Source organism: Methanoculleus sp. DTU007, assembly GCF_001512385.1.
In the GTDB taxonomy this organism is placed as follows: Archaea; Halobacteriota; Methanomicrobia; order Methanomicrobiales; family Methanoculleaceae; genus Methanoculleus; species Methanoculleus thermophilus.
The window spans coordinates 1-24,844 of record NZ_LFRO01000067.1 but is presented as its reverse complement, the minus strand read 5'-3'; the positions used below and the strand labels follow the sequence as shown (position 1 = coordinate 24,844).

General features: G+C 60.2%; 25 protein-coding genes and 2 tRNA genes. 15 read left to right on the top strand and 12 right to left on the bottom strand.

Features of this window, described 5'->3' with window-relative positions; translation table 11 throughout:
* Window positions 1-116: 116 nt before the first annotated feature.
* Window positions 117-1,034 carry a TIGR00269 family protein gene (locus ACI94_RS07210; protein WP_066957450.1) on the bottom strand — a complete coding sequence of 306 codons (918 nt, stop codon included), beginning with the start codon at window positions 1,032-1,034 and terminating at the stop codon, window positions 117-119.
* 49 nt (window positions 1,035-1,083) lie between these two features.
* Between ACI94_RS07210 and ACI94_RS07205 the strand changes: the two genes are divergently transcribed.
* From ACI94_RS07205 to thiL, 3 genes are read left to right on the top strand one after another with little or no spacing between them, the layout of a single operon-like run.
* The gene (locus ACI94_RS07205) at window positions 1,084-1,941 is read left to right on the top strand and encodes a serine/threonine-protein kinase RIO2 (RefSeq protein ID WP_273258647.1); all 858 of its coding nucleotides are present in this window, start codon (window positions 1,084-1,086) and stop codon (window positions 1,939-1,941) included.
* Entirely contained in the window at window positions 1,938-3,887 is a 1,950-nt protein-coding gene (locus ACI94_RS07200; protein ID WP_066957453.1) for a DUF460 domain-containing protein, read from the top strand. The genes ACI94_RS07205 and ACI94_RS07200 overlap by 4 nt, the downstream gene beginning before the upstream one ends.
* A complete protein-coding gene (thiL, locus tag ACI94_RS07195) occupies window positions 3,880-4,749 on the top strand; it encodes a thiamine-phosphate kinase (protein WP_066957455.1) in 870 nt (289 codons plus the stop codon). Before ACI94_RS07200 ends, thiL begins: the two co-directional genes overlap by 8 nt.
* On the opposite strand, the gene ACI94_RS07190 is transcribed toward thiL, so the two are convergent.
* Complete coding sequence (locus ACI94_RS07190) at window positions 4,746-5,540, bottom strand: YhfC family intramembrane metalloprotease (protein ID WP_066957457.1); 795 nt, start codon at window positions 5,538-5,540, stop codon at window positions 4,746-4,748. The two genes, thiL and ACI94_RS07190, sit on opposite strands and share 4 nt — an antisense overlap.
* Window positions 5,541-5,607: 67 nt before the next feature.
* Between ACI94_RS07190 and ACI94_RS07185 the strand changes: the two genes are divergently transcribed.
* The 3 genes from ACI94_RS07185 (at window position 5,608) to ACI94_RS07175 (ending at window position 8,399) form a co-directional block, all read left to right on the top strand.
* Window positions 5,608-6,714, top strand: coding sequence for an acyltransferase (locus ACI94_RS07185; RefSeq protein ID WP_066957460.1), 1,107 nt, complete (start codon window positions 5,608-5,610; stop codon window positions 6,712-6,714).
* A gap of 164 nt (window positions 6,715-6,878) precedes the next feature.
* Window positions 6,879-8,057, top strand: coding sequence for a WD40 repeat domain-containing protein (locus tag ACI94_RS07180; RefSeq protein WP_083524809.1), 1,179 nt, complete (start codon window positions 6,879-6,881; stop codon window positions 8,055-8,057).
* Between the two features lie 102 nt (window positions 8,058-8,159).
* Window positions 8,160-8,399, top strand: a complete 240-nt coding sequence (locus ACI94_RS07175; RefSeq protein WP_150468714.1) for a hypothetical protein — start codon at window positions 8,160-8,162, stop codon at window positions 8,397-8,399.
* Window positions 8,400-8,561: 162 nt separating this feature from the next.
* On the opposite strand, the gene ACI94_RS07170 is transcribed toward ACI94_RS07175, so the two are convergent.
* The 4 genes from ACI94_RS07170 to ACI94_RS07155 form a co-directional block, all read right to left on the bottom strand.
* Window positions 8,562-8,633 (bottom strand) — tRNA-Ala (locus tag ACI94_RS07170).
* Between the two features lie 22 nt (window positions 8,634-8,655).
* Window positions 8,656-9,672 (bottom strand): transcription initiation factor IIB, encoded by a 1,017-nt coding sequence (locus tag ACI94_RS07165; protein ID WP_273258651.1) that lies wholly within the window; start codon window positions 9,670-9,672, stop codon window positions 8,656-8,658.
* Window positions 9,673-10,010: 338 nt separating this feature from the next.
* Window positions 10,011-10,655, bottom strand: coding sequence for a histidinol phosphate phosphatase domain-containing protein (locus tag ACI94_RS07160; protein WP_066957468.1), 645 nt, complete (start codon window positions 10,653-10,655; stop codon window positions 10,011-10,013).
* 5 nt (window positions 10,656-10,660) lie between these two features.
* A complete protein-coding gene (locus ACI94_RS07155) occupies window positions 10,661-10,933 on the bottom strand; it encodes a signal recognition particle subunit SRP19/SEC65 family protein (RefSeq protein ID WP_066957470.1) in 273 nt (90 codons plus the stop codon).
* A gap of 55 nt (window positions 10,934-10,988) precedes the next feature.
* Here ACI94_RS07155 and hypB point away from each other — a divergent pair, with 55 nt between their 5' ends.
* Entirely contained in the window at window positions 10,989-11,636 is a 648-nt protein-coding gene (gene hypB, locus ACI94_RS07150) for a hydrogenase nickel incorporation protein HypB (RefSeq protein ID WP_066957471.1), read from the top strand.
* 104 nt (window positions 11,637-11,740) lie between these two features.
* Window positions 11,741-12,118, top strand: a complete 378-nt coding sequence (locus ACI94_RS07145) for a 30S ribosomal protein S8e (protein ID WP_066957473.1) — start codon at window positions 11,741-11,743, stop codon at window positions 12,116-12,118.
* Window positions 12,119-12,125: 7 nt separating this feature from the next.
* Here the strand turns inward: ACI94_RS07145 and ACI94_RS07140 are convergent, their stop codons facing one another.
* Both ACI94_RS07140 and ACI94_RS07135 read right to left on the bottom strand, forming a co-directional pair.
* Window positions 12,126-12,464, bottom strand: a complete 339-nt coding sequence (locus ACI94_RS07140; protein ID WP_066957476.1) for a DsrE family protein — start codon at window positions 12,462-12,464, stop codon at window positions 12,126-12,128.
* On the bottom strand, window positions 12,461-13,900 hold the full coding sequence (locus tag ACI94_RS07135) for a bifunctional UDP-sugar hydrolase/5'-nucleotidase (protein ID WP_066957477.1): 1,440 nt from the start codon (window positions 13,898-13,900) through the stop codon (window positions 12,461-12,463). The genes ACI94_RS07140 and ACI94_RS07135 overlap by 4 nt, the downstream gene beginning before the upstream one ends.
* Window positions 13,901-13,991: 91 nt before the next feature.
* Here ACI94_RS07135 and ACI94_RS07130 point away from each other — a divergent pair, with 91 nt between their 5' ends.
* Together ACI94_RS07130 and ACI94_RS07125 are read left to right on the top strand one after the other, a co-directional pair.
* Entirely contained in the window at window positions 13,992-14,414 is a 423-nt protein-coding gene (locus ACI94_RS07130; protein WP_273258656.1) for a hypothetical protein, read from the top strand.
* Complete coding sequence (locus tag ACI94_RS07125) at window positions 14,411-14,875, top strand: DUF2240 family protein (RefSeq protein WP_066957481.1); 465 nt, start codon at window positions 14,411-14,413, stop codon at window positions 14,873-14,875. Before ACI94_RS07130 ends, ACI94_RS07125 begins: the two co-directional genes overlap by 4 nt.
* Before the next feature lie 159 nt (window positions 14,876-15,034).
* Here the strand turns inward: ACI94_RS07125 and ACI94_RS07120 are convergent, their stop codons facing one another.
* A complete protein-coding gene (locus ACI94_RS07120; protein ID WP_066957484.1) occupies window positions 15,035-15,433 on the bottom strand; it encodes a 30S ribosomal protein S6e in 399 nt (132 codons plus the stop codon).
* 114 nt (window positions 15,434-15,547) lie between these two features.
* Window positions 15,548-17,329, bottom strand: coding sequence for a translation initiation factor IF-2 (gene infB / locus ACI94_RS07115; RefSeq protein WP_286681267.1), 1,782 nt, complete (start codon window positions 17,327-17,329; stop codon window positions 15,548-15,550).
* Between the two features lie 355 nt (window positions 17,330-17,684).
* Here infB and ACI94_RS07110 point away from each other — a divergent pair.
* Window positions 17,685-17,757: transfer RNA gene (locus tag ACI94_RS07110), tRNA-His, on the top strand.
* A gap of 146 nt (window positions 17,758-17,903) precedes the next feature.
* Here the strand turns inward: ACI94_RS07110 and ACI94_RS07105 are convergent.
* On the bottom strand, window positions 17,904-18,326 hold the full coding sequence (locus tag ACI94_RS07105) for a pyridoxamine 5'-phosphate oxidase family protein (RefSeq protein ID WP_066957487.1): 423 nt from the start codon (window positions 18,324-18,326) through the stop codon (window positions 17,904-17,906).
* 316 nt (window positions 18,327-18,642) lie between these two features.
* On the opposite strand from ACI94_RS07105, the gene ACI94_RS07100 reads away from it, so the two are divergent.
* Window positions 18,643-19,956, top strand: coding sequence for a serpin family protein (locus tag ACI94_RS07100; RefSeq protein ID WP_066957489.1), 1,314 nt, complete (start codon window positions 18,643-18,645; stop codon window positions 19,954-19,956).
* Between the two features lie 59 nt (window positions 19,957-20,015).
* Here the strand turns inward: ACI94_RS07100 and ACI94_RS07095 are convergent, their stop codons facing one another.
* A complete protein-coding gene (locus ACI94_RS07095; RefSeq protein ID WP_286681266.1) occupies window positions 20,016-20,768 on the bottom strand; it encodes a TrmB family transcriptional regulator in 753 nt (250 codons plus the stop codon).
* 653 nt (window positions 20,769-21,421) lie between these two features.
* On the opposite strand from ACI94_RS07095, the gene ACI94_RS07090 reads away from it, so the two are divergent.
* The 3 genes from ACI94_RS07090 to ACI94_RS07080 all read left to right on the top strand — a co-directional run bounded on the left by ACI94_RS07090 (window position 21,422) and on the right by ACI94_RS07080 (window position 24,782).
* Complete coding sequence (locus tag ACI94_RS07090; RefSeq protein ID WP_066957491.1) at window positions 21,422-21,763, top strand: hypothetical protein; 342 nt, start codon at window positions 21,422-21,424, stop codon at window positions 21,761-21,763.
* Window positions 21,764-21,800: 37 nt separating this feature from the next.
* On the top strand, window positions 21,801-23,993 hold the full coding sequence (locus ACI94_RS07085; protein ID WP_286681265.1) for an RND family transporter: 2,193 nt from the start codon (window positions 21,801-21,803) through the stop codon (window positions 23,991-23,993).
* Window positions 23,994-24,110: 117 nt separating this feature from the next.
* The gene (locus ACI94_RS07080) at window positions 24,111-24,782 is read left to right on the top strand and encodes a hypothetical protein (RefSeq protein ID WP_224732766.1); all 672 of its coding nucleotides are present in this window, start codon (window positions 24,111-24,113) and stop codon (window positions 24,780-24,782) included.
* Window positions 24,783-24,844 lie beyond the last annotated feature (62 nt).

The window sequence follows — 24,844 nt, the reverse complement described above, 5'->3', positions numbered from 1 at the left end:
GTTTTATAGATCTTTCCCCTCAGATGGAGCCGACCCTCGACTAGAGGGTTTCAACAGAGCCTCGCTATCCGCTCATTCCACCCTTACACTCAAGGCCCATCTCTATGGAGACACACTTAATCTTCATCAGGCCCCTTTGATCGGAATCCCCGAACCTCCTCAATCACCTGGCACACCCGGCAGATCCTCCCGCCGGAGAGCTCCCCGCACCTCTCGCATCTACGAAGCCCTTCGCCGTCACCACACCCCGGCTCCCGGAGGGCCTCGCCGAGGTTCACGAGCGAGTATTTCGTCGCCGGGTGCCGGGAGGTGTACTCATCGAGGATCCTGCGGGCGTCACCCTGCAGGGCGCCGACCGCGTAGGGGCATTCTGCAAGGTCGAACCCCTCAACGTTGAGGGAGGCATACAGCGCCACCTCGCTCCCCGGGATGCACATGAACGGCTTGATCCGGGGTACCATCCCCTCGACCTCCTGAACCGGGTGGATGAGCCGATCCGCATCGCCCCGGAGGACGCTCGTCAGGACCGACCGGGCCCCGTCGTCCAGGTTGAACCCGTAGGCGAACTTCGTAACCCCATGTTCGCAGGCGATCCGGTTCATCAGCGCCTGACGGAGCACGCCGCAGTAGGAGCAGGCGAGTTCGGCTCCTTTCCGGCCCACAATCTCATCGAGCGTGATCCCGTACTCTTTGGCGAACGAAGCCGTCACCCAGGGAACGCCGAGGCTGTCTGCAATCGCCCGGGCCCGGCGCGGCTCGCGGTAGCCTCTGATCCCTTCATCCACGGTGATGGCCATCAACCGGATATCCCGGCGTTCGCGAAGGAGCCGGCTGAGGAAATAGAGGAGGGCGCTTGAGTCCCCATCCCCCGAGAGCGCCACCGCTACCGTATCGCCGGATTGGATCCATCGGTGCTCCCGGATCGCCCGCTTCGCCTTCGCCTCAAAATCGCGATTGAAGTGCTGTTCACAGAGGTGCAGCCCCGAGTAGCGCTGGTATATGATTGCTTCGCGGCGACACTTGCTGCACTTCATCTTCTCTCGATCATGCTTTTATCACCAGCCCACATAAATGGTGTAGAAGATGCCTGTTCCTGCAGAATACGTGCGATCCTTACACGCTTACGAACTCCGGATCCTGCTCGCCCTCGAACGCCTCATGCGCCGGTACCGATGGGTGCCTCTCGAGGTGCTCAAGTCGGCCACCAAGTTCTCGGAGTCGGAACTCTCCTACCGCCTGGGCAGGCTGATGGCCATGGATATGGTCAGGTACGAAAAGGTTCCCTACGAAGGCTATGCCCTTGTCTTCAACGGCTACGACACCCTGGCCCTCCACACCCTCACCCGCCGGGGCACCATCCAGGCGCTCGGAACCCTGATCGGCGTCGGGAAAGAGTCGGAGGTCTACGAGGCAATGGGGCTTGGAGTCGTCGTGCTGAAGTTCCATCGGGTCGGGCAGCGGTCGTTCCAGGCGGTCCGCTTAAAACGCGGCTACATGCCAGAGGGGGGGCACTGCCCCTGGATATTCGCATCGAGCAACTCGGCGAAGATGGAGTACGACGCGCTCAAGATCCTCCACCCCGCCGTCTCGGTCCCCCTTCCCATCGACCAGAACCGGCACGTCGTGGCGATGTCGTTCGTCCCCGGAATCAACCTCTCGCGGGCAGAACTCGCAGAACCGGAAGTGATCCTCGATCGGATCCTCGATAACATCCACAAGGCTTACCGCCTCGGCATCATCCACGGCGACCTGAGTGAGTTCAACATCATGGTCGACGAAGGCCAGTGCTGGCTGATCGATTGGCCGCAGTGGGTAGAGGTAACCCATCCGAACGCCGGCGAGATCCTCAACCGGGACATCGCAAACATCCTCCAGTACTTCAAGCGAAAATACGGCCTCGATTACGCCTTTGACGAAGCGCTGGCAAGGGTGGTGGAGTGAAGGTCTTCGGGATCGACGTCATCAAAGGTTCTGTTCGCTCCCGTACCCGGCGGCCCGTCTATGCTCTTGCCCGTGTGGAAGACGGAGAGATTTTAGACGTCGAGGAGGTCACCGGGTTCCGGCTCCAGCGCCTCCTCGCCGCCGAAAAGCCCGATATCCTCGCCGTCGACAGCATCCAGGAGATCGCCGCCGACCGGAACGAACTCTACGCCTTCCTGCAGGCGCTCCCGCCGGCAACAAAACTCGTCCAGGTGACCGGCGGCGAGCGCACAGAGAGCCTCGGTAAGGTCGCGGCCCGCTACAACATCAGTTTCAACAAATTCGACCCATACGCCGAGGCCCGGACCACCGCCCGGGTGGCCGCCCTTGGAGCGGGCGTCGAGGTGATCGCGTTTGAGAACACCACCGATATCGTCGTCAGCAGGCATCGCTCGCCCGGTCGGGGCGGATGGAGCCAGAACCGCTATATCCGCAAGATTCACGGCGGTGTGATGCAGAAGGCCCGCGAGATCGAGGGACAACTTCGCAGTGCCGGGCTCGATTACGAGAAGAAAGAGACGAAGGCTTTCGGTGGATATTCCAGGGTGGCCTTCCGGGTCAAAGCCCCGCGGGAGATGGTCCCGGTCCACTCCTCACGGGGCGCTGACGTTCAGGTCCGGGTGACGGGGAAGGAACTTGACCGGATACGCTTCGAGCCGCTCTCCAGCAGGCCCCGCTACCTGATCGTCGGACTCGACCCGGGAACAACCACCGGGATCGCCGCAGTGGACCTCGACGGGAACCTGGTCCTCCTCACGAGTTCGCGGCAGATGACGATGTCCGATATCATCGAGGAACTTTATCACGCTGGAAAACCGCTTATCATCGCTTCAGACGTCCACGAGATGCCCTACTCGGTTGAGAAGATCCGTCGGGCGTTCAACGCGATCCCCTACACACCAAAACAGTCCCTCTCGGTTGAGGCAAAGTACGACCTCACTGCATCGTTCACGTACATGAACGACCACGAGCGCGACGCTCTCTCGGCGGCGCTGGACGCCTACCGGAGCCTTCAGAACAAGTTCCGCAACATCGTAAAGAGGGTGCAGCCGGGAGTCGACCTTGATGAGGTGAGGGCACGGGTGCTCCGGGGCCAGCCGCTCGATGCGGTGCTTGCGGACCTGCAGGGAGCGCCCGCCCGGCCGAAGGAGGAGGAACCTGCCGCCCCCATCCCGGAGCGGCCGATCGAGGACGAGCGTGTGATGGCGCTCGACGGGATGGTGAAGCGGCTTCGCAGTTACGTGCAGGAACTAGAGGAAGAGATCCGGGAGCGCGACCGCGAGATAGATCGACTGCGACAGGATCTGCGGCGAGCACGCTCCGCAACGGAGCGAAAGATCCGACGGGATGCGGAGCTGGCAACGAAAGATGCAACCATCGAGAGCCTGCGTGAGCAACTCCGCGGTGAACGGCGGCGGTCTCGCCAGCTGAAGAAGCGCCTGGAGCGGATGCGGAAGGTCGAAAAGATCGAGATCTCGGAGGGCTATACCCCGCTCAAGGTCCTCGACTCCCTCACCCGGGATGGGGTGCGGAGCCTCCAGGAAGGGGTCGGCATCTCTTCAGGCGACATCCTCTACGTCCCGAGGACCCACGGCTGGGGTCGGGGCGTAGTAAAGGACCTCGCGGAAACGGGGGTGCGGGCGCTGGTCATCAACGGGGAGGGGCCCGACCCGCACCTCGTCCGGGTTGCCCGGGAGGTCAATCTCCCTCTCCTCCCTGCAGAGACCGTCCGACCGAACATCCAGGGCAGGACGGGAGCGGCAAAGACCGATGCCATCGAGGAGGCCATCAGGGAGTGGGAGGAGGAGCAGAAGGAGTTTCGGCGCGAGGAGGAGGCAAAACGCGTTGAGTATCTCTTCAAGGAGTACCGGAGCGAACGTGAAAAGGAGGTGCGTCGAGGTGGATGAACGGGCGCTACACAAAATGATTGGGACGATCATCGATCCAGAGCGGCTTGAGGATGACTGTGCGGTCATCCCCTGCGGCGATGGACGGTTGCTGGTCGCAAGCACCGATATGCTCCATGAGACGACCGATTTTCCGGCCGGGATGACCGACTGGCAGATCGGCTGGATGGCAACGGCCGTCACGCTCTCTGATATCGCGAGCATGGGTGCAAGACCGGGGCAGGTGCTCCTCGCGGTCGGCCTCGACCGCCCGGAACGGCTCCGCGGGATCATGGAGGGGGCACGCGACTGCTGTGCGAGGTTCGGCGCCGAACTCGTGGGAGGGGATCTTGACGCGCACGGTGAACTGACGATCGTGAGCACGGGGCTCGGGACCGTGGAGGCGGCGCAGATCGTCCGGAGACGCGGGGCACGGCCGGGCGATATCATCGCAGTCACCGGGCCGCTCGGGGAGGCGCAGGCGGCTCTCGTCGGCTACGACCGGCACTGGAAGGAACTCCTTGAGCCGCAGCCCCGGGTCCGGGAGGGGATGGCGCTCGCCCGTGCCGGGGTCTCGGCGATGATGGATATCTCCGACGGCCTTGCGCTCTCGCTCTACGATCTTCTCGGCGTGAACGACTGCGGGTTTTCCGTCGATACCGCCCGACTCCCGCTCCCGGCCGGGGTGCCGGAGGATGAAGGGCGGGAACTTGCGCTCTACGGAGGGGGAGACTTCGAGCTCCTCTTCTGCGCCCCGCCGGGGATCCTCCCGGTGGCTGGGGTGGACGTCCACGTCATCGGGGAAGTCATCAGGGAGAGGGTGGTCCTCGCCGATGGCGAGCCGCTCGAACGCCGGGGCTACCTGCACGAGTGGGGCGGCTAGGAGGGCGAGGGGGGCGCCCTTACCCCCATCCGCCGCCACTCCCAGAAGATATATGCAAGGGCCAGGACCGCGAAGAGGAAGACCGACCCCTCGGTCACCAGGAGCCCCTGCATCGGGAGAAGGTAGACGGCGGCGGCGTCCACGGCGGTATGCCAGAGGATGGCAAGGGCAAGGAGCGCTTTTTTACCATAGATGACGGCGGCAAGCACCATCAGCGACCAGGCGATATGCAGCGTGATCGTCATCATCCGTTCGGCGAGGCCCGGGAGGATATCGAGCGGGGTGAGAGCCTGCACGGCCTCGATCTCCGCCTGGGTGGCGGGGTCGTCGGGCAGGGGGATCGCCCCCGGATCACCGGTGAGGACGATGTAGGTGAGCATGCCTGCAAGGACGACCAGCGCGACGATCATACTCTCAACACCGCCCCACCCCGTTCCGAAGAGGAGACCGTTCTCACGGGTGAGGGGGATGTTCTGCCGCGAGAAGATGTAGCGGTAGACGAGGTAGCGGCCGATCTCCTCAAAGAGGCCGGCCATCAGCCCGAGGTAGAGAGCAAGACCGGCAAGCGCCGCCGTCGTTCCAGACGGCAGAAGGGCGAGATAGAGCGGGTTCTGTGTTGCAAGGACGAGCGGCGCGTGAAAGATCTGCACGACGATGAAGAAGATGGCGCCAAGCCCAAAGACCCGCCACGATAGACCGAATTTCCTGATAAACCAGTAACCCAGTGCGAGCGGAACGATGATCTCGAGCAGGGCAACGATGGCGAACGTGGCGACTACAAGCGGGTCCATGTGTGAGATTATTTTGACTAATTATATAATTATTCTCGCTGCATAGTGAGAACAGGATTTTATCGCCATGACCACGGCTCACCCGCATGCAGTCCCGGGAGACACGAGCATTCCAGATGGTCGGTTCTCAAACAACTTCGACTTCCTGCGCTTCGCAGCAGCGCTGGCGGTCGTTGCCGCGCATGCCTACGCCCTCAGGCTCGGCTACATCGGCATAGGAATGCATGACCCGATCATACTCATGGGGCAGGCGGGACTTGCCGCCCTTCTTACCACCAGCGGCTACCTGATTACAGCGAGCTGGGAGTCGACCGCATCGCCGCTCCGGTTCGCCTGGAAACGGTTTCTCCGTGTCGTGCCCGGCCTCATCCCCGCAATCCTCATCACGCTCTTTCTCATCGGCCCGGTGATGACCTCGCTTTCGTTAGGAGAGTACTTTTCTGCCCTCTTCTCCCCGGCCGGGATTGCCGCAGTCCCGTTCTTTGAGAACGGGTCGACGATCGGCCTCTTCTCGGAGAACCCCTGGACCTACGTCAACGGCTCGCTCTGGACGATCCCTCTTGAGGTCGCCATGTATGGGGTCGTCGCAGCCCTCGGGATCGCCGGGCTCCTGCACCGGTGGGGCGCCATCCCTGCCCTTGCCGCCGGAAACGTCCTCCTCTGGATGGTCTGGTTCGACGACCCGCGGATGTCGAAGATCCGGTTCGCCCTCTACTTCCTCATCGGGGCCTGGCTCTACCTTCACCGGGAGCGGATCCCCTACCGGCCGACCGTCGCCGGGGGACTGCTCCTGCTGCTCGGGCTCTCGGCGCTGACACCCTACCCGACCGTCGCCGGAGTGATCGCCATCCCGTATCTGACGATCTATGCTGCACACCTCCCGCTCCCGTTCCTCAACACCTTCGGAAAGCCCGGAGACTTCTCCTACGGCATCTACATCTACCATTACCCGATCCAGCAGACGATCATCCAGGCCACGGCAAACACTCTAACCCTTCCGGCGCTCTGCGGGGTCTCGTTTGCAGTGACGTTTCTTCTTGCGTTCCTCTCCTGGCATCTTGTCGAGAAACGAGCTCTTGCGGCAAAGAACCTCAGCGCCGCCGACCTATCAAGGCTGTTCGGGCTGCCGGCTCTCCCGGAGCCCATCACCCGGTGGTGGGCCGCCCGGAAGTGACGGACGCGGGGATCTCGAAGGTGATCACCTCCGGCCCACTGAATGGATGAGACTCCACCGGCTGGGTCCAATTCTGTGGAACGAACCCAATTTCGAAACAGTTTTAGAACCCATCCAAGAAAGTAGAACTATCCAGGGAATACTCTCCCGCGGAAGGGCAGACCATGAGGAGAACAGCAATAATCATCGCCATGCTCGCTATCATGATCCCGGTGGTGACCGGGGCGGAGGCTACCTACCACGACGTACCGACAGGGAGCACCGTCAACGACGTCGCAATCGCGGCAGACGGCGGGTATATGATCGCCGGGACGGATGAGGGGAGGATCATCTGCATCCAGCAGGACGGCACGGTCCTCTGGAACGTGAGCACAGGGAGCGCCGTAACCACGGTCGATATTGCGGATAGCAGGGGTTACGTTGCCGCCGGGACCGACAGGGGCGATGTGATCCTTCTAGGCAGGAACGGCGAATACTACTGGACCCGAAGCATCGCAGGACCGGTCCGCGACCTTGCCTTCTCCGGGGACGGCCGGGCTCTCGCGGTGGGAGGAGAACGCATCGCCCTCTACGACTATCAGGGCAAAGAGAACTGGAACTTCTCGACGGTAGCCGCCCCACCCGCCGCGCCCCAAACCATAGTCTCCGTCGCCATCACGCAGGACGGCAACTACATCGCAGCCGGGAGCGATAACGGGGTCATCTACTTCATCGGCAAACGAGGGAACATGATCTGGCAGTCGCTCGCCCGGGGCCCGGTCACCGCGGTCGATACCAACCGTGACGGGTCGCTCATTGCGGTCGGAAGCCGGGACCGCGCTCTTCAGGTCTATGGACGGCCGGGGATGCTCTCATGGGTGATGCCTACCGGAGCGTCGATCCTCGCCCTGGCTCTCTCGGAGGACGGACGGTTCATAGTTGTCGGCAAGGAGGGAGGGGATGTGGAGTGCTACCGACCGGACGAGGGGCTCCTCTGGAGGGATCGGATCGGAGGCGACGTCGTCACCGTTGATGTATCCCGCCGGGGCGAGGCTGCAGCAGCAGGGACCGCCGACGGGACCATCCGCCTCTTTGGAGGTGAGAGTGCTATGCGCTGGTCATTCGGCGCCGGGGCTCCTGTTCGGGCGGTTGCCCTCTCGGAGAACGGAGATTACCTTGCTGCGGGTGCGGGCGATCGGGCCCTCATCTTCCGGACCGCCGATCCTCCGATGCCGGCGAGATTGGAGGATCCCGAGAGCACCACCCCGAGACCCACCCCGACCCTGGCGGGCGGAGAGGGGGCAATCGTCGGGCTTCTTGCCATAGGGGCGGCCGGGGCCGCGTGCCGCCTCCGGCGCCGGTGATCCGGGGGCGACATCCCCACCGGCATCTATTTTATACCTCAAGGCTTGAACCCCGTCCGGGCGATCAGAAGGTAGACACCGGATCGTCCGGGAGCGATGCAGATGGCAGAAGATCGGAGAAGGAAGCGGGACGAGGGACCAGCCGAAGAGGAGCCATTCGAGGACAGAGGGACCGATATCGTCTACAGCCCGGTTCCAGCTGAACTCGGCGATGAGGGGAGAAAACCCAGTCATCCACCAGGGGCGCCCGAGACGCCAACGCCGCGGGCGGAGCACGAGACCTCAAAGAAGGGCGAAGAGCGGATCGCGCGCCAGCAGGTGGAGGGGGATGAGGAGGAATGAGGAGACGCTGAGCGAAAGGGCTACATCAAAGAGGCTATGCCGTTCTCAACCGAAGGGGCTCCGCCCCTCTCGACACCCCCGGCGACCTGCGGTCACCTATTGGCATGTCGTGTAGTGGAACAATGATGGCTTTTAAAACGTGTTATTAAGCAGAAAGAGAAGTGGACTCGGCGGGATTTGAACCCGCGGCCTTTGCGTTGCGAACGCAACGATCTACCCCTGATCTACGAGCCCAAGGGTGTGGGGTGATATGAGATCAGAGTATGATCTCGATATCTAATTTTTCTGCCAGTTCCTTATATCTGTTCCTGATCGTGACCTCTGTCACACCTGCAACTTCGGCGACTTCCCGCTGGGTGCGCCGCTCTCCACCGAGGATCGAGGAGATGTAAATGGCGGCCGCAGCGACGCCCGTTGGGCCTCTGCCGCTCGTAAGTTCGCGCTCTCCGGCCTGCCTGAGGATCTCGACCGCACGGCTCTGAACCTCACCCTTCAGATTGAGGCCCGAGCAGAAGCGCGGCACGTAATCGATCGGGGACGTCGGCAGGAGTTTTAACCCGAGCTCGCGCGAGATGAACCGGTAGGTGCGCCCGATCTCCTTCCTTGATACCCGCGAGACCTCCGCGATCTCATCAAGGGTTCTCGGCACGCTGCACTGCCGGCACGCAGCATAGAGCGCTGCCGCGGCAACACCCTCAATGCTCCGGCCGCGGATCAGGTTCTTGTCCACAGCGTCGCGGTAGACCACCGCGGCGGTCTCGCGCACGTTCCGGGGCAGACCGAGCGCAGACGCCATCCGGTCCAATTCCGAGAGCGCGAACGCCAGGTTCCGCTCGGTGGCGTTCGAGACACGGATACGCCGCTGCCACTTCCGGAGCCGGTAGAGCTGAGCACGGTTCTTGCTCGAGATCGCACGACCGTAGGAGTCACGGTTCCTCCAGTCGATCATCGTCGAGAGACCCTTGTCGTGGATCGTGAACGTCATCGGAGCGCCGACACGGGAACGCTTCATCCGCTGGTCATGGTCGAAAGCACGCCACTCGGGACCACGGTCGATGAACTCCTCATCAAGGACGAGACCGCAGTTCTGGCATACGAGTTCAGCACGCTCGTAGTCATGGACGAGCTGGCGGCTGCCGCACTCGGGGCAGACAGACTGAACGCTCTCTTCAGTGCGCTTCTGCTCGGTCTCCTTGACCTTCTGCTGCTCCCCTCTCTTCTTCAGAGCTTCACGCTGCAACTGCAGCTGTTTCAATTTTTCTACTTCTGCCATTGCTTATACTCCTATTTTGCAAAGATCTTCTCGCCAACCTGCACCGAACAGCCATTATGGCAGAGGACTACGGCATAGGGAGATGATATATTACCGAAGATGTCAACAACTGTCCCAATCGGTTTTAATCGGCGATCCAAAGCCTCACTGTAGAGGGGGGGCAATTGTGCTGCATCACATCGCAAGATTAACAAGCGATCACTGCAAACACTTACAGAACGACCGATTAACCGCAAACTGCAACCTCTAGAGGATTCTATAGACGGATGTATTTAGTAACGTATATATATTGAACATAGAAGTATAAAAACATTTTGCTAAATTATAAATACCCCTTCTCATTTCAGGATAGCGGAGGCTATATCCAGGGAAAGAACTTTACGCGATTCTGCGTCCGTCAGCCCGCTTCCAAGAGCCACTGCCCACCGCGCTTCCTCCGTCATCAGATCGGACGGGGCATGCGTATCGGAATCGACCACAAGGGAACAGCCGGTCTCCCGCGCCACCCGCACCACGTGGCCGTTGGTCCGGTTATGCCCCGCCCGTGAGGTGATCTCCAGCGCCATTCCGCGCTCCGCTGCAATCCGTGCATCCTCGACCGTAATAAGGCCGGGATGGGCGAGCACGTCCACGTACTCGCACGTGCAGGCGGCGTGATTGGTCCCGGGAGGCACCGGCTCCACGACCGTCTCGCCGTGGACTAAAACGATATCGGCACCACGCCGTTTTGCGTCGCGCGCGAGCAACGGGATCAGAGGCGGGGGGACATGGGTGAGCTCCACCCCGACGAGGAGGTTCACACCGTAATGCTGCGCAGAATCCCGGACCTCTGCAACCGACTCAACCAGGCGCCCAAGGTTGGAGGCATCCGCATGGTCGGTGATGGCAAGGGTATCGTAGCCGAGCACGGCAGCTCGCCGGATAAGTTCCGACGGAAGGAGTTCACCGTCGGAGAAGACGGTATGGGTGTGCAGATCGTACATCCCGGTCACTTCCGGTCGGCAAGACTCCGGGCAACCTTCTGGATAAGGTCTTCTTTGCTTCCTTCCCACTCCACGACGATCCGGCCCTCGCGCTCCGCCCAGCGGGCGGGATGGTGGTGCTCCTCCACACGATACGGGACCTTCATCCTCTGCAACGCCGCCTCTATGGCAGGGAGTTCCGGTGACTTCACGCCGAGATTTTTGGGGACGCGACGTCCTTCCCGTCGCTTAAGCGAGGTATCAAAATAACAGGGGTACAGGATGCGTTCCGCGCTCATTACTGTAGGTTTTGAGTGTTAACCTATAAACAGATCATGATCACAATACTATACCATGCACCATATCGACGTCCATGTGGAGAAGGACATCTACGACGTCAACAACCGCATTGCTGACGCCAACGCAAACCTTCTCAAGGAACACGGAGTTCGGGCGTTCGACCTCCTCGGCGCGATCGGATCCGGAAAGACCGCCACGATCGAGCGGCTCGCACCCCTGATCCAGGAGCGAGGACTCCGCGTCGGCGCTATTGCCGGGGATGTCTACGGGGACGATGACTACAAGAGAATTGTTGCCCTCAAGATCCCGGCTTACAACGCGAATACCGGAAAGGAGTGCCACCTCGACGCCCACCTGGTTGAGCATGCCCTCGAGCACCTTCCGCTCGACGAGATTGATATCCTCTTCATCGAGAATGTGGGCAACATGGTCTGTCCGACCGACTTCCGGCTGGGTGCCGAGAAGCGGATCGTCGTCGTCAGTTCCACCGAAGGGGACGACGTAGTAAACAAACACCCGATGATGTTTCGGAGCAGCAATATCGGTGTCATCAACAAGATTGACCTCGCTCCGCTCATCGGCGCCGATCTCGACCGGATGGAGCGGGACATGCACCGCTATAACCCGGAGATGCAGGTCTTCCGCACAAACATGAAGACCGGGGAAGGATTAAACGAACTCCTGGATGCGATCCTCGCCTGATCAGCAGAATTAAATATATACGTCTCGAATAGTTATAGCACTTTAACGAGAGATTGCTATCCCTTGAGGGTACCGCGTCCTCAATATAGTATTTCGGTGGTCACATGCAGTGGCAAGGAAGATCAGTTAGGAAGCCGTCGGGTGGACGCTATCACACCTCCCAGGGCAAGAAGAGAGCGGAGATCGGAAGAGCTCCCGCAGAGACGCACGTCGGTGAAGAACGCAAGAAGATCATCCGCACCTACGGGGGCAACCGGAAGGTCCGGGCTCTTCGGATAAACTACGCGACGGTCGCGAACCCCAAAACCGGCGAGACCCGTAAGGCGCAGATTGAGACGGTCGAGGCGAACAGCGCAAACCCGAACTACGTCAGGCGGAACCTCCTGACAAAGGGCGCAATCATCAAGACTGATATGGGACGCGCCCGGATCGTCAGCAGACCGAGCCAGGACGGTGTCGTTAACGCCGTCCTGATCGAATAACTCATTTTTACGGGCGAACATAACACCAGCCCTCCTCCTGCTTAAGGACCAGTTCCACAACCCCCGACGGGACGGTCTCCATGTAGTCGGGGAAGTCCTCCACAGTCAAATCCCGGGAGCGGAGAGTGTTTTCGCAGAGAACGAACCGGACACCCTGGCTCGCAAGCAGATCCATGAGCGCCGCCTGCGATCCCCCGGTACGGAGCCCCTCAACCCCGTCCGAGTAGGCCACCACCTCCACCTCGACCTTGCCAAGACCGGCAACGAGGTTCTTTGCGCTGTTCAGGACGAGAGCGGCCTTTTCAGGCTCATCCAGATGAATGAGAACACGATGTACAAACGTCATATCGCCACCACGCTCCCACGAAGTTCGGCGCTGACCGGCCCTCGCGCGAGGTACCGCTCAAGCGCCTCGATCGCCCTGATATCAAGATCCTCGCGGTTCCTGCCGTAGTTCGACGGCACGCCCTGCCCGGTGACGAAGGCGGCACGATAGATTGCATCCGGATCGAGCGGTTTTCCGGCCGCAAAGAACTCCTGGATACGGTGACCCGGCGGGTTTTCGAGCTTGCAGTAGATATTGACCCCGGCACAGCGCTTCACGTAGCCGCCCATCTGATGGTAGGGATCGCGCGCGAATGTCCGCTCCAGATTCTCCTCCATCATCGCCCGGAGTTCGCGGCCCGTGATCTCGACGGTCGAGACCGGAGGATTGACCGGTATGATGTTCCAGAGGTCGTTGACCGTGATCGGACCCGGCGGTATTGGGGCGCCGTAGCGCCAGCCGTTCGAGAAGGCCATCTCCGCGCCGGTAGCGTCCATAAGAGCCTGCAGAAGAAGGTTGTCCATCGTGGCCTCAAGAACCGTGTTCCGGTTGAGATCGGTCCGGGTCTCCCCGACCACCCGGGAGAGATACTCGCGATGCGGGTCCATGATTCCCTCAACCATCTCCTCGACCTCCGGCTCGGGCCGGATCTCATCCCCGATGACGATGAGCTCGTGGGAAAACCGCTTCACCCGCCGGTTCTCGACCGTTACGTCGAGGCGCCCGAGAAAGGAGCCATGGCAGCCGGACTGGATGATGATAGTCCCGTTGACGACCGCCGGCTCAAAGAGACGGTTGTGGGTGTGCCCCGAGAGGAGAATATCGATCCCGTCCACCTCGCCTGCAAGTTTCGCATCCTGAGGAAAGCCAAGATGCGAGATCACCACGACGAGGTCCACTCCCTCCTCATCTCGGAGGTGGGTGATGTGGCCGGGGAGTTCGGCCTTCCCGAGAGAGAAATGGATCCCCTCGGAGAAGGAGTCAGGCATCACCTTGTCGACGATTGTCGCGGCTATCCCGATGACGCCGACCTGAAGGCCCTCGGTCTCGCAGACCGTGTACGGCAAAAAGACGAGATCGCCGCTCGCATCGTCGTAGCAGTTCTCGGCGAGGACCGGGTAGTTCAGTCCGCGTGCCACCTTCCGGAACTGTTCCGGCCCGTAGGCAAACTCCCAGTGAGCGGTCATGGCATCGAACCCGAGCGCATTCAGTATCGGGATAAACGCCTCGCCCTTCGATTGGACGGCAGGGTATGTTCCGTGGATTGTGTCGCCGCAGTCAAACGAAAGGACCCTGCCCGGTTGCGCATCCCGGACCTCCTCTAAAATCGTAGCGATCCGGGCATATCCCCCCGCCAATCGGTACTCAGGCGGCCCGCCGGCATAGAAGAGCTCCTGGTGCGGCTCCAGATACCCATGCGAGTCGTTCATCTGCAGGAGGGTAAGATTGCCTGTCATACACGTGCAGGAGGGAGAGGCCGCATCAAAAATCTTTGGATCTTTAGCGCGAACATATCCTTTTTACGTTTCGCAGACCTCAATTTTAGTGATGCGCAGGATATATCATCGTTTTCCTCAGTCGGTCGACCTCGATTTCGAACTCAACCGGCCGTTCCGTGAAGTCCTAAATTGCATTGCCCGGATGCACGATACCCATACGACCACACGCGGGGCCGACGGCCTCGTCAAGGAGCGGATCCTCTTCCAGATTGCGGATGAACGGACGCAGTTCCAGGATCTCGATACGCTGCTGCCGCTCGCCGAGAAAGTCAGCGAAGTGGCGGACTTCCGGGTCGAACTGCAGAGGACACTGCTCACCCCCGAAAAGAGACTGCCGGTCTCGGAGAATGCCTTCTTCCTCCGGATTGTGGATAAGGGCCGGTTGACGGAATGCTACGTCGCGAAGGACGGCCACCACGGCGATCTGGACGCGATGGATCTGCGGAGAATTCTCAAGGGTGCCTGCGAGTGAGTCTCAAGATTGCGGTTGCCGCGCCGTTCAAGCACATGCGTAAAGAACGGCTGCAGAGGAGCGAGTTTGTCTTCTACATCGCCATCGACCGGAAGTGGATGAACAAAGAGCAGGCAAACCAGCTTCTGGAACGGGCGAAAGCGGAAGGGCTCGTCGAGATCGACGGTGGAACCATCCGGCTGCTCTTCGATCTCGCAGAGGTCTCGATACCGCTCGGGTTCAAGCCTACCTCCGATCTCCTCACGGTCGAGAGCCCGTACGAAGAGTTACTCGGGCGGATCGCCGCTGCAACCGGGAGACCGCCGCAGGAGATCGTCGCAGAACTGCACCGGATCGTCTCCGACAACTTCGACGGCAACCTCCGGGTGGAGGCGGCAGTGGTCATACTCGCGAAGAAGTACGGGGTGGCCTTCGAGGACAAACTTGCTGCCCTGGAACGTTCGGTCATGAAAAAACGCTAGGACTTCAATATCCCTCTTTTTCGCAAGGAATCTACGCTGCCCTCTCCGCGACCGCTGCCCGGCTACACCGGGAGAGCCCTGACGCTGTCGATGGAGCGACGAGAAATGCGGACCGACTGCCCGGGGGCGATAACGCTTCAGAAAAGATTGGGTGCTGATTTATTCAGCCGCCGCCTCGGGCTGGCTGAAGTATTCGGCCAGGGGCTTTGCACCGGTGTTTACAACCACGGCGTTAATCTGGACTAAGTCAGCGCTGATCTCGTTTCCGCGCACGGACTTCCGGCGGCGCTCCCCCTCCATGACGGGGTGGAACCCGATGCCCTCGGAGAGGAGAAGCTTTCTTCTTGCCGGCCCGGGGAGATCGCGGCGTACGGGAATGCCGGTCTTATCCGAGCCACCGGTAAGCCGGATCGTATAGCCTGCAAGACCAAAGATGCCCCCATCGATCTCGTCACCAATGCGCTTGCCGATGAGCGCTCCTGCGGCGGGACCAGTCGCATCGATCTTATATGAACGCCCGGTCGCCGGGTCTGAGAGGATAATTTTAAAATCAACCATGTTGACGACTCCTTCGAAAGTACCTATACAATTTGAGAATATGGTATTAAAAGACTACCTTTGCAGGGCTGAAAAAGATATCAGCCGGGAGATGCTGCATCTCCCCCGAGCTGCTCATTTCCCCCAGAAAGGATCCTCACGGCGCTTGAGGGCCGTGAACTCCTCAAAGACCTCCCGTGTGCTCGGGTTTAACTGGTTGATCATCTCCCGCTCGATCACCTTGACATGCCGTTCAGGCACGTCCACATAGAGATCGTCGTCGACGTTGATCTGGCGGCCGACGGTCGGCCCCTCGATGGAGATGGCCACCTCCATGCCGGCCTCAGCCTCCAGGATTGACTCGTTCTTCGCCTGGATCTGCTTGAGGCGGCCGATATTTCTGCCATTCGAGAGGACGAGGTCGACACCGCTCTGGAGTTTTCCTCCAAGAACCCGGACCCCGACCACCGCCGGGTTGCTCTGCCGGAAGACGCAGTTTGGAAGGATCCGGATCTTTGCAGGCATGACCAGTTTCTCGAACCGCTGCCGCTCGAGTTCCTGCTTCTTCTCCTCACGCCACTCGACGTAGTCGTCGATGAGCTGGTAGATGACCCCACCCTCAAATATGCTGACGTGAGACATTGACGCGTCCGCCAGCATATCGATTGCGTCCGGCAGAACCGGGGTGTTGAAGGCGATGATTGCACTATACAGCGGGTCCTTGATCGTCCCGGCCTCTATGACGTCGTGGCGGGTGACCGGCCCGACGGCGGCCCGCATAACCTGGATCTGGTGACCTTCGAGTTCTTTCGAGAGCGCTTCGAGAGCGCCGATGGTATCTGCCCGGATGATGACCCCGATATCGGAGAGGTTCACCTGGATATCCTGGATCTCGTGCCGGACCTGCTCGACAACCTCGTCCCGGTTGCCCCCCCGGATGACCCGGAGAGGGGACCCTGCGATGACCCCCTCGAGTTTCGGGGCGGCGACCTTGATGCCCGCAGCAGCCGTTATAGACTTGACCCGCTCGAACCGCTCCTCGATCAGGATCTCCTTCATCGGACGGGGCTGTAAGAGGGAGCGCACCTTGGTCTCGATGATCTGATCGTTCCCGGCCACAACGATCTCGTCCCCGACCTTGAGGGTCCCGTCGTAGAGGATCACATCAAGCGTCATCCCGAGCCCGCGCTCTTCCTTCACCTCAAGGACGGTGCCGGCGCCGGGGCCATCTGCGCTGACCCGGAGTCTCTCGGTCATGTAGCGCTGGGCAAGCCCGATCAGCACCATAAGAATATCGGGGACGCCTTCCCCTGTGAGTGCGCTTATCGGGACGATGCAGATGTTCCGTGCAAAGTCCGAGACCCGGTCGAACCGCTCGGAGTTGAACCCGAGCTCGGAGAGTTTGCCGACGAGCTCGTAGACCTTCGTCTCGAGCATCCCCTGGACGCGCTCATTCTGCTGTGCGAATGTCTTTAAGAACGGCTGGCCCTCGTTGACACGCCAGCCGTGGATGCGGTCGATCTTGTTTGCCGCAATCACGAACGGCGTCCTGTAGTTGCGCAGGATCTGGAGCGCCTCGATCGTCTGGGGACGGAACCCCTCGTTGATATCCACCACGACGATTGCCATATCGGCGAGCGCCCCGCCGCGCGCACGCAGTGTGGTGAAGGCATGGTGCCCGGGGGTATCGATAAAGAGCAGACCCGGGACGTTGACGTTGACCTTGCTTAAGGCCCCGCTCATACGGACGATCGCATCGATGGGGACGAGCGTGGCGCCGATGTGCTGCGTGATCGCGCCCGCCTCCGCTGAGACCACGGACGAACCCCGGATCCTGTCGAGAAGAGACGTCTTGCCGTGATCTACGTGACCCATCACGCAGACGATGGGGGTCCTGATCTTTGATTCTTTAGCCATGAGTATCACCTTCCGGTATATAGAGAATGGACGATTGAACCCAAAAAATCTGGAACATTGACCGCTTTTCTCAAATCACACCATAAATCGGGCGATTTCCCAACCCCCGGGGCGCCTTTTGCGCCCGGAACACCGGTACGTTATAGAGCATGGAGTCTATTAATGATTCTCCCCGCAGCCAGTCCATACTTTTAGGAAAAATCACCCCGCATGTCGGCTATAACGGTGGTTAGAAGGGCGTGTCGTGGCCAGGATGCCCCTCAGATCGTGAGACTGCCGGCGATCCCGATAGGGACGCACGTGTGATGAAGAGATACCTTAATCAAATCCTACTACCAACTATAATGAGCACCTTGCCAGGGTGGGGTAGTTGGTTATCCTAAGGGACTGTGGATCCCTCGACCCGGGTTCGAATCTCGGCCCTGGCCTACTTTTTAGCTGAAATTCTCGCTCAGGTTCTTTCCGATCTCATTCTCTCCTCGCAAAGACACATTCACCATCAGCCCTGCGGGCGTTCAACGAGACCTGCCCATACCGTAGAGAGATGGAGAGTCCCTGGAGAGCGCGGGGCAGTTCATGCAATCCTCATCCCTGCTGCCTCAAGCCGGGGAGTCTGGTCGTAAATTTCCTCGACCGTGAGGACGACCGCCGCCATCTCTTCGGTTCGAGCCGCGAACTCCGCACTGTGCCCGGCCCAGACGCTCTTGTCAAGCGATGCCGCCACTTCGTCATGCCTGTGGATCGCCACCCGCCCCTTCACCTTGTACGCCGTAAACGGCGGGTTCCAATCCCAGACACAGAGCGACGCAACAGGATGCCGCATGAGGTTCTCGTAGGTCTGCATGAAGTAGAGTTCGCCCCAGACGATGGTCTCGGGATCCCGGACCGTGACCGACTTCGCTGCAACATTGGGCATTCCATCGGCTCCAGTGGTCGCGACGGGGACTGAGTGCCAGTCCCGGAGGAGCGCAACGAGGGTATCGGGCATTGCCACCATGGATCATCACACCGGAGAGGACTGCACCGCAACCATGTTAGGTATCATGAACAGTCTCGGGGCTGTCTCCCGCGCACGCTCATAGATGTTTTGGTGCAGCAGATCGCGAGCGTTCCAGGGAAGGCATTCGTTTGGTCCTTGGGCGGCGGCGGGAGACCTGCGGCGTATCCCTCGCACACGGCTACCTGCAGAACGCAAACTGGATGTCAGGCCAAGTTCATCGAGGGTTTCCGGCGCAAAGTCCGCCCGCGGAACGAGGCGCAAACGCCAATCGATAACGCTACGCATAACAACCCCGGGCACCATACCGCACAGCATGAATAGAAGGGTTAGCGGCCTGCTGCTCCTTGCAGGCCTCATCGTGATCGGCTGCATCGCCGCCGGATGCATCGATGCGCCGCAGACAACAACCACGCAGCCAACCCCACTTGCCGGGGAGAATGAATCCATGAATAACCAGACAGCAGCCAGCGCCGCCGGCAGCATCTCGGCGGGGAACAACCGGTTCGCGGTCGACCTCTACCGACACCTCGCGAGCGACCCGGGATCCGCGGACAAAAACATCTTCTTCTCGCCCTACAGCATCTCATCAGCCCTCGCGATCACCTATGAGGGCGCCCGGGGCACGACCGCCGACGAGATCGAATCGGCCCTCCACCTGCCGGAGAACGAGACCCTCCGGAGAACCGGGTTTGCCGGGCTTGATGCCACCCTGAATGCCGGAGATGAGAATTACACGCTTCGCACCGCAAACGCCCTCTGGGCCGAGGAGACCTACCCATTCCTCCCAGAGTACGTCGATACGGCCGCGCGATGGTACGGAGCGAACGTCACGAACCTCGACTTCATCAAGAACGCCGATGCGTCGCGCGAGACCATCAACCGTTGGGTGGAGGAGAAGACCGAGAATAAGATCCGCGACCTCCTTCCCGCCGGCTCGATCGACTCCATGACCCGGCTCGTGATCACAAACGCCATCTACTTCAAGGGCACCTGGGTCCGGCAGTTCGATCCCGCCGAGACGACGGAAGAAGAGTTCCAGGTTGCTCCGGGGGAGACCGTCCGGGTCCCGATGATGCGCCAGACCGACGAGGATGCAATCTTTGGGTACGCAGAGACCGAGAGTCTCCAGGTGCTCAGGATGCCGTATGCGCACGGAAACGGAACCGAGCTCTCGATGCTCGTTCTCCTCCCGAAGGACGACAATCTGACGGCGGCGGAAGAGGCCCTCGACGCCGAGACGCTCGGAAAGATCAGAGAATCACTGATCGAGCAGCGTGTCAGGGTCGTCTTCCCGAAGTTCACGCTTGAGACGACCTACAGCCTCCCGCCGGCGCTCGCGGCGATGGGGATGCCGACGGCGTTCACCGACGCAGCCAACTTCTCGGGGATGGACGGGACGGAAGAACTCTTCATCAGCGAGGTTGTCCATAAGGCCTTCGTCGACGTGAACGAGGAGGGGACCGAGGCCGCGGCGGCGACCGGCGTCGTCGTGAACCTGGCAAGCGCACCCATGGAAGACCGGACGCCCGTCTTCCGGGCGGACCACCCATTCGTCTTCCTCATCGTCGAGGAGGACTCCGGCGCGATCCTCTTTGCAGGGCGGATTGTAAACCCGGCAGGATCGTGAGGAGGAGGGCGACCGGCCCATCCTCTCTCCTCTTTGCAGCAACTGATTGCCGGTGACCCTTACGTCCCGGTGAGCCGCTCGACGATCGTCTTTTGCAGGTAACTGATGATCGGCATATCCGACCCGATCACCGCGTGCCGCCCGGACCCCCCGGTGGCGATGATGAAGAAGTCCCGGCCGTCGACCAGGATCGTACACTCATCCTTCCTCAGATCGACCTCTGGCTCGTTCACGGGTCGCGACTCAAGAAGTTCAAGCACGGCTCCCCTGGCCTCGTAGATCGGAAGCCTGATCTCGGCATACTCGTCCTTCTTTCGCACGACCACGTAGAGATCGATCTTGCGTTCGAGGGGTTTGATGTCCGCATAGTGCTTCCGGAGGAACTCCGGGTCATAGCAGAGGATGACCATGCTCTTTTTCACCCGGCGGAAAAGCGAGGCAACATGGTTCTCGATTGCCCAGTCGCTTCTGAGGATGAAGAACGAGTTGGGAGGAAGACGCGGCTTGACCGAGAGACTCTTCAACGCCTCGCGGGTCTCGTCGAGGGCGCGGATGTAGTCCTCTTTGAGCCGATCAAAGACCTGGTCGATATCGAGCACGTAGTAGGAGGTGGGAGATCCCTCCTCGACCGCGATGAATCCCCGGCGGGCCAGATCGTTTAGGATCTCGTAGATCCGTCCCCGGGGAACCCCGCTTAATTCATGGATGTCCCGCGCGGTCGCTTTCTGCAAGCCGACAAGCGTCGAATAGACACTTGCCTCGTACTCGTTCATCCCGAGAGCCCGGAGCCCAAGGACTATCTCATCAGTCATTGCACCTCTATTAGGTTGCAACAAACTTATGGGTTCCGATGAGAAACTGATATCTGCGAGAGAGCGACGAACTCTCCGCGCACGAAGCGTATCTCCACAGCGGCCGCCTACCAAAGGCAGAGCATGGGCCATGAACAAACCCCACGTGAAACCGCTGGAATACCAGATCCGGCATATCCATCTCCGAGAATGGCTGCTCTGGAGAATGAATGAGAGCAGCATGCAGAGCGATACCACCTGAACCAGTAGAGTGCCCAATTCCGAAATCGGACCATCGGGATGTAAATGCATCCCGGGGCACCAGCGGCAGGCTCAAAGCGTGGATGGGCCGCCGCTCAAATTGCTGCTTCTCCCGGGATGCATCGACGGCAGCTAAGCATCATTTTCGCATCAAACATATTGGAAATTAATTTGATGGGAGCGAGGTCGTTTTAAAGGCCCAGAGCCGCGCAACAACTCGCTGCCGGGCTCGATACTTCAAAACCAGTCCTGATTGTGGTTGCAGTAAGTTCATATTCAGTCTTTAGAAAATACTAACTCCAGCATATGAGTCATTTATAAAGAGGAGAGACGTGAACTGCGCAATTGCCTGTAATATTGGTTCTCAACGGTCCTCCGGTAGGCCGCCATCTCGAGGGCCGGACCACCAGAACATGTTCTACAAGGAATTTCTTCCGGATAATACAAGCCAAGTATGGATCGAGGTCGGATTTCTCCCCCCGATAGAGTATCAGCGGGCCGTTGCCCTGCTCCACCGTCTCGCCATGAACGGAGAAGCGGGAGCGTCACTGATCGCGTCCATTCTCATCGCAGCAACGGCGGGGTCCGGCAGAACAACCTGTAGTTACCGGATCCTCGATTCTGCTCGCCTTCGACGCACCGCTCGGGAGTACGGGATCGACCCTGCCGGCAGGACCGACATAGAACTCGCGCGTGCCGTGACACGTGCAATCATCGCCGAGTACGGTGACGGGACAGCGGAGGAAGACGCATGAAGAACCCCTACGAGTGGCTTGCCGCCGCCNNGTCGCCGTGGCTGTTTTCATCCTGGCACTCCTTGGACTCTCAATGGTGACGATGCAGACCGGCGACGACACATATATAGATAAAAACACCCCCCGGGGGGCGCTCCTCGCCCACTATAAGGAGACCTACGGCTCAGACGCAATCATGATCATCTACGAGGCCGACAGCGTCCGGAACCCCGAGGTCCTGGGATACATCGACCGCCTCCAGGAAGACCTCCGCAACGAACGCTACGTCGATACCGTCTCCGGCGTCGTCGACCTCGTAAAGCAGGCGAACGGCGGCACCCTGCCGTCGTCAACGGCGGAGATCAACGCGATCATCGAGATGGCTCCGTCAGAGACGGTGGAGAAGATGCTGCCTTCGGATATGATGACGATCAGCGTCATCGCCCTTGAGCCGGGCGTCTCCACGCAGGTCCAGGGGCAGGTCATCGAAAATATCAAGACCATCGTCAGTATCTCTGATCCCCCGCCAGGCGTCTCGGTCACGGTCTCGGGGACCCCCGCGTTCTCAAAGGAGATGGGTGAAGCTATAGGATCCGAGACAGGTATGCTGATCCTCGTGGCCATGATCCTGATGGTCCTCGCGGTGATGCTTCTCTTCTCGCATGTCCGCTATCCCCTTCTCCCCGTCGGGGTCGTGGCCGTCGGGCTCATCATGACCTTCGGGTTCATGGGTCTCTTCGGTATTCCTCTCAGCATGGTGGTTGTCGGGGCATTCCCGGTGCTGATCGGGATCGGTATCGACTACGCGATCCAGCTCCATGCGCGATTCGACGAGGAGATCCAGCGCGGTACGATCCCGGAAGCCGTATGGGCCACCGTCACGAATATGGGGCCGTCGGTCCTGATCGCCATGTCGGCGACGGCGCTCGGGTTCATTGCGATGTTCTTTGCCCCGGTGCCGATGGTGGCCGATTTTGGAACGGTCTGTACCATCGGGGTCGTCTCGTGCTACATCGCAGCGCTCATCATCGTCCCCGTCTTTGCGATCATCACCCGCTACCGGCCAAAGAATGAGAAGGCACCCACCGCTACTTCCGCCCCGGCATCCGGTGAATCTTTCATGAAGCGGTATGACCGCCTCCTCGGCCGAATTGCCTATACGGTCGCAAAACACCCGATCCCCGTCATCATGCTCTTTGCGGTGGTCGCAGCAGGGGGCTTCTACCTCGACGAGAAGGTTCCCGTCAGCGCGGATGAAAAGACCTTCGTTCCCGACGATATGCCCGCCCTCCGATCTCTAGAAAAGATCACCCGGGTCATGGGCTCGACGAGCACCATCCCAATCGTCGTGACCGCAGACGACGTCCTCTCCCCGGAGACGCTTGCTTGGATCGATCAGTTTGGCGTCTACGAGCAGGAGCATAACGACAAGATCACCGGGGTAACGAGTATCGCAACCCTGATCCGGCAGTACAACAACGGCGTGCTCCCCTCGACCGAGAGAGAGGTCGACGACGTCATCGCCCGGATCCCGGAGAACACGCTCGCCCGTTACCTCAACGGGAACATGGAGACGGTGCTCGAGTTCTCGACCGTCCAGATGGAGATGAGCGTCGCCCGAGACCTTGTAGGGAGGATACAGGACGACGTCGCATGGAACAACCCGCCCGCCGGTGTGACGGCAAAGATCACCGGCAGCATGGAGATGTTTGCCGCCGTCATGGACGATATCGAGGAGTCGAAGACCTACATGACCGTGCTCGGATTCGCCTTCATCCTCGGGTTCCTGATCCTGGTCTATCGGAAGTTCAGCGCCATCTCACCGGTCATCCCGATCGTCTTCATCGTGGGGTGGAACGGTGCGATCATGTATCTCCTCGGCCTGGACTATACGCCGCTCACTGCCGTCCTCGGGTCGATGACGATCGGCGTCGCCTCGGAGTACACCATCCTGATCATGGAGCGGTGCGAGGAGGAACTCGCCCGGGGCGCGGAGTTCCTTGACGCCGTCCAGATCGCCGTGCAGAAGATCGGGACGGCCATCACGGCATCCGGGATGACAACGGTCTTCGGGTTCTCGGCACTCACCATCTCGACGTTCAATATCATCTCAAACTTCGGAATTGTAACGGTCATCACTGTCGGATTCTCGCTCATGGGCGCGATCGTCGTGATGCCGGCGATACTCTCACTGATGTACCGCTTCAGCGGCCGCTCCCACATCCCGGTCAACGCCGGGATCGCGGAGTGACCGCCCCATCAACACCAAACCGGGCAATGAGGTCTCTGTGAGCCGGGGATACGGCAATTATATATAGTACCTCCCATATCCCTCCTCCGGTGATATACCATGACAAATGGAGGCCTCATGACGCAGGTGTTTGAGCCAGTTGAAGAATTGGCTCGTGAAGTCATTCTGTTTCTACCAAACCTCATTGCAGCAATCATCATTCTCATCATCGGCTGGATCCTCGGGCGAGTTCTCGGCAGAATCGTCTCCGAAGTCCTCGACCGGCTCGGTGTCGATGATGCGCTTCGAAAGACGTCTGCCGGCCAGCATATTGAACGATCTGGAACAAACATAAGCCGCCTCTTCGACCTCATCGTCCGCTGGTTCATCTATCTTATCGCAATCCTCACAGCCGTCAGCGTCCTGCAAATCCCGGCGCTCACGGCTGCCGTTGCCGCAATCGTAGCCTACATCCCGAACATCGTCGCATTCATCATCATCCTGGTCGCCGGATTCATCCTGATCGATTGGCTGATGGATTTCCTCCAGAGCATGGGGGAGACACAGCAGATCCAGGGTTTTGGATTGATTACATTGCTTCTGCGGGCATTCCTCTACTTCATCGTCGCCATTCTCGCGCTTCAGCAGCTCCTGCTCGATCTCACGATAATCTATGCATTCGTCGTCCCGGTCGCCTGGGGAGTCGGGATCGGCATCGGCGCAGCGATCGCCATCATCATCGGATTCGGCCTCAAAGACCGGGCACCCGAGATGATGGACCGGCTGATGGGCAGGATGAGAAGAGAATAACTTTTTTTTATGGCGGATCAGAGTCCGCCATACTTCCGCACATGCTCCCGGGCCCGGCGGCG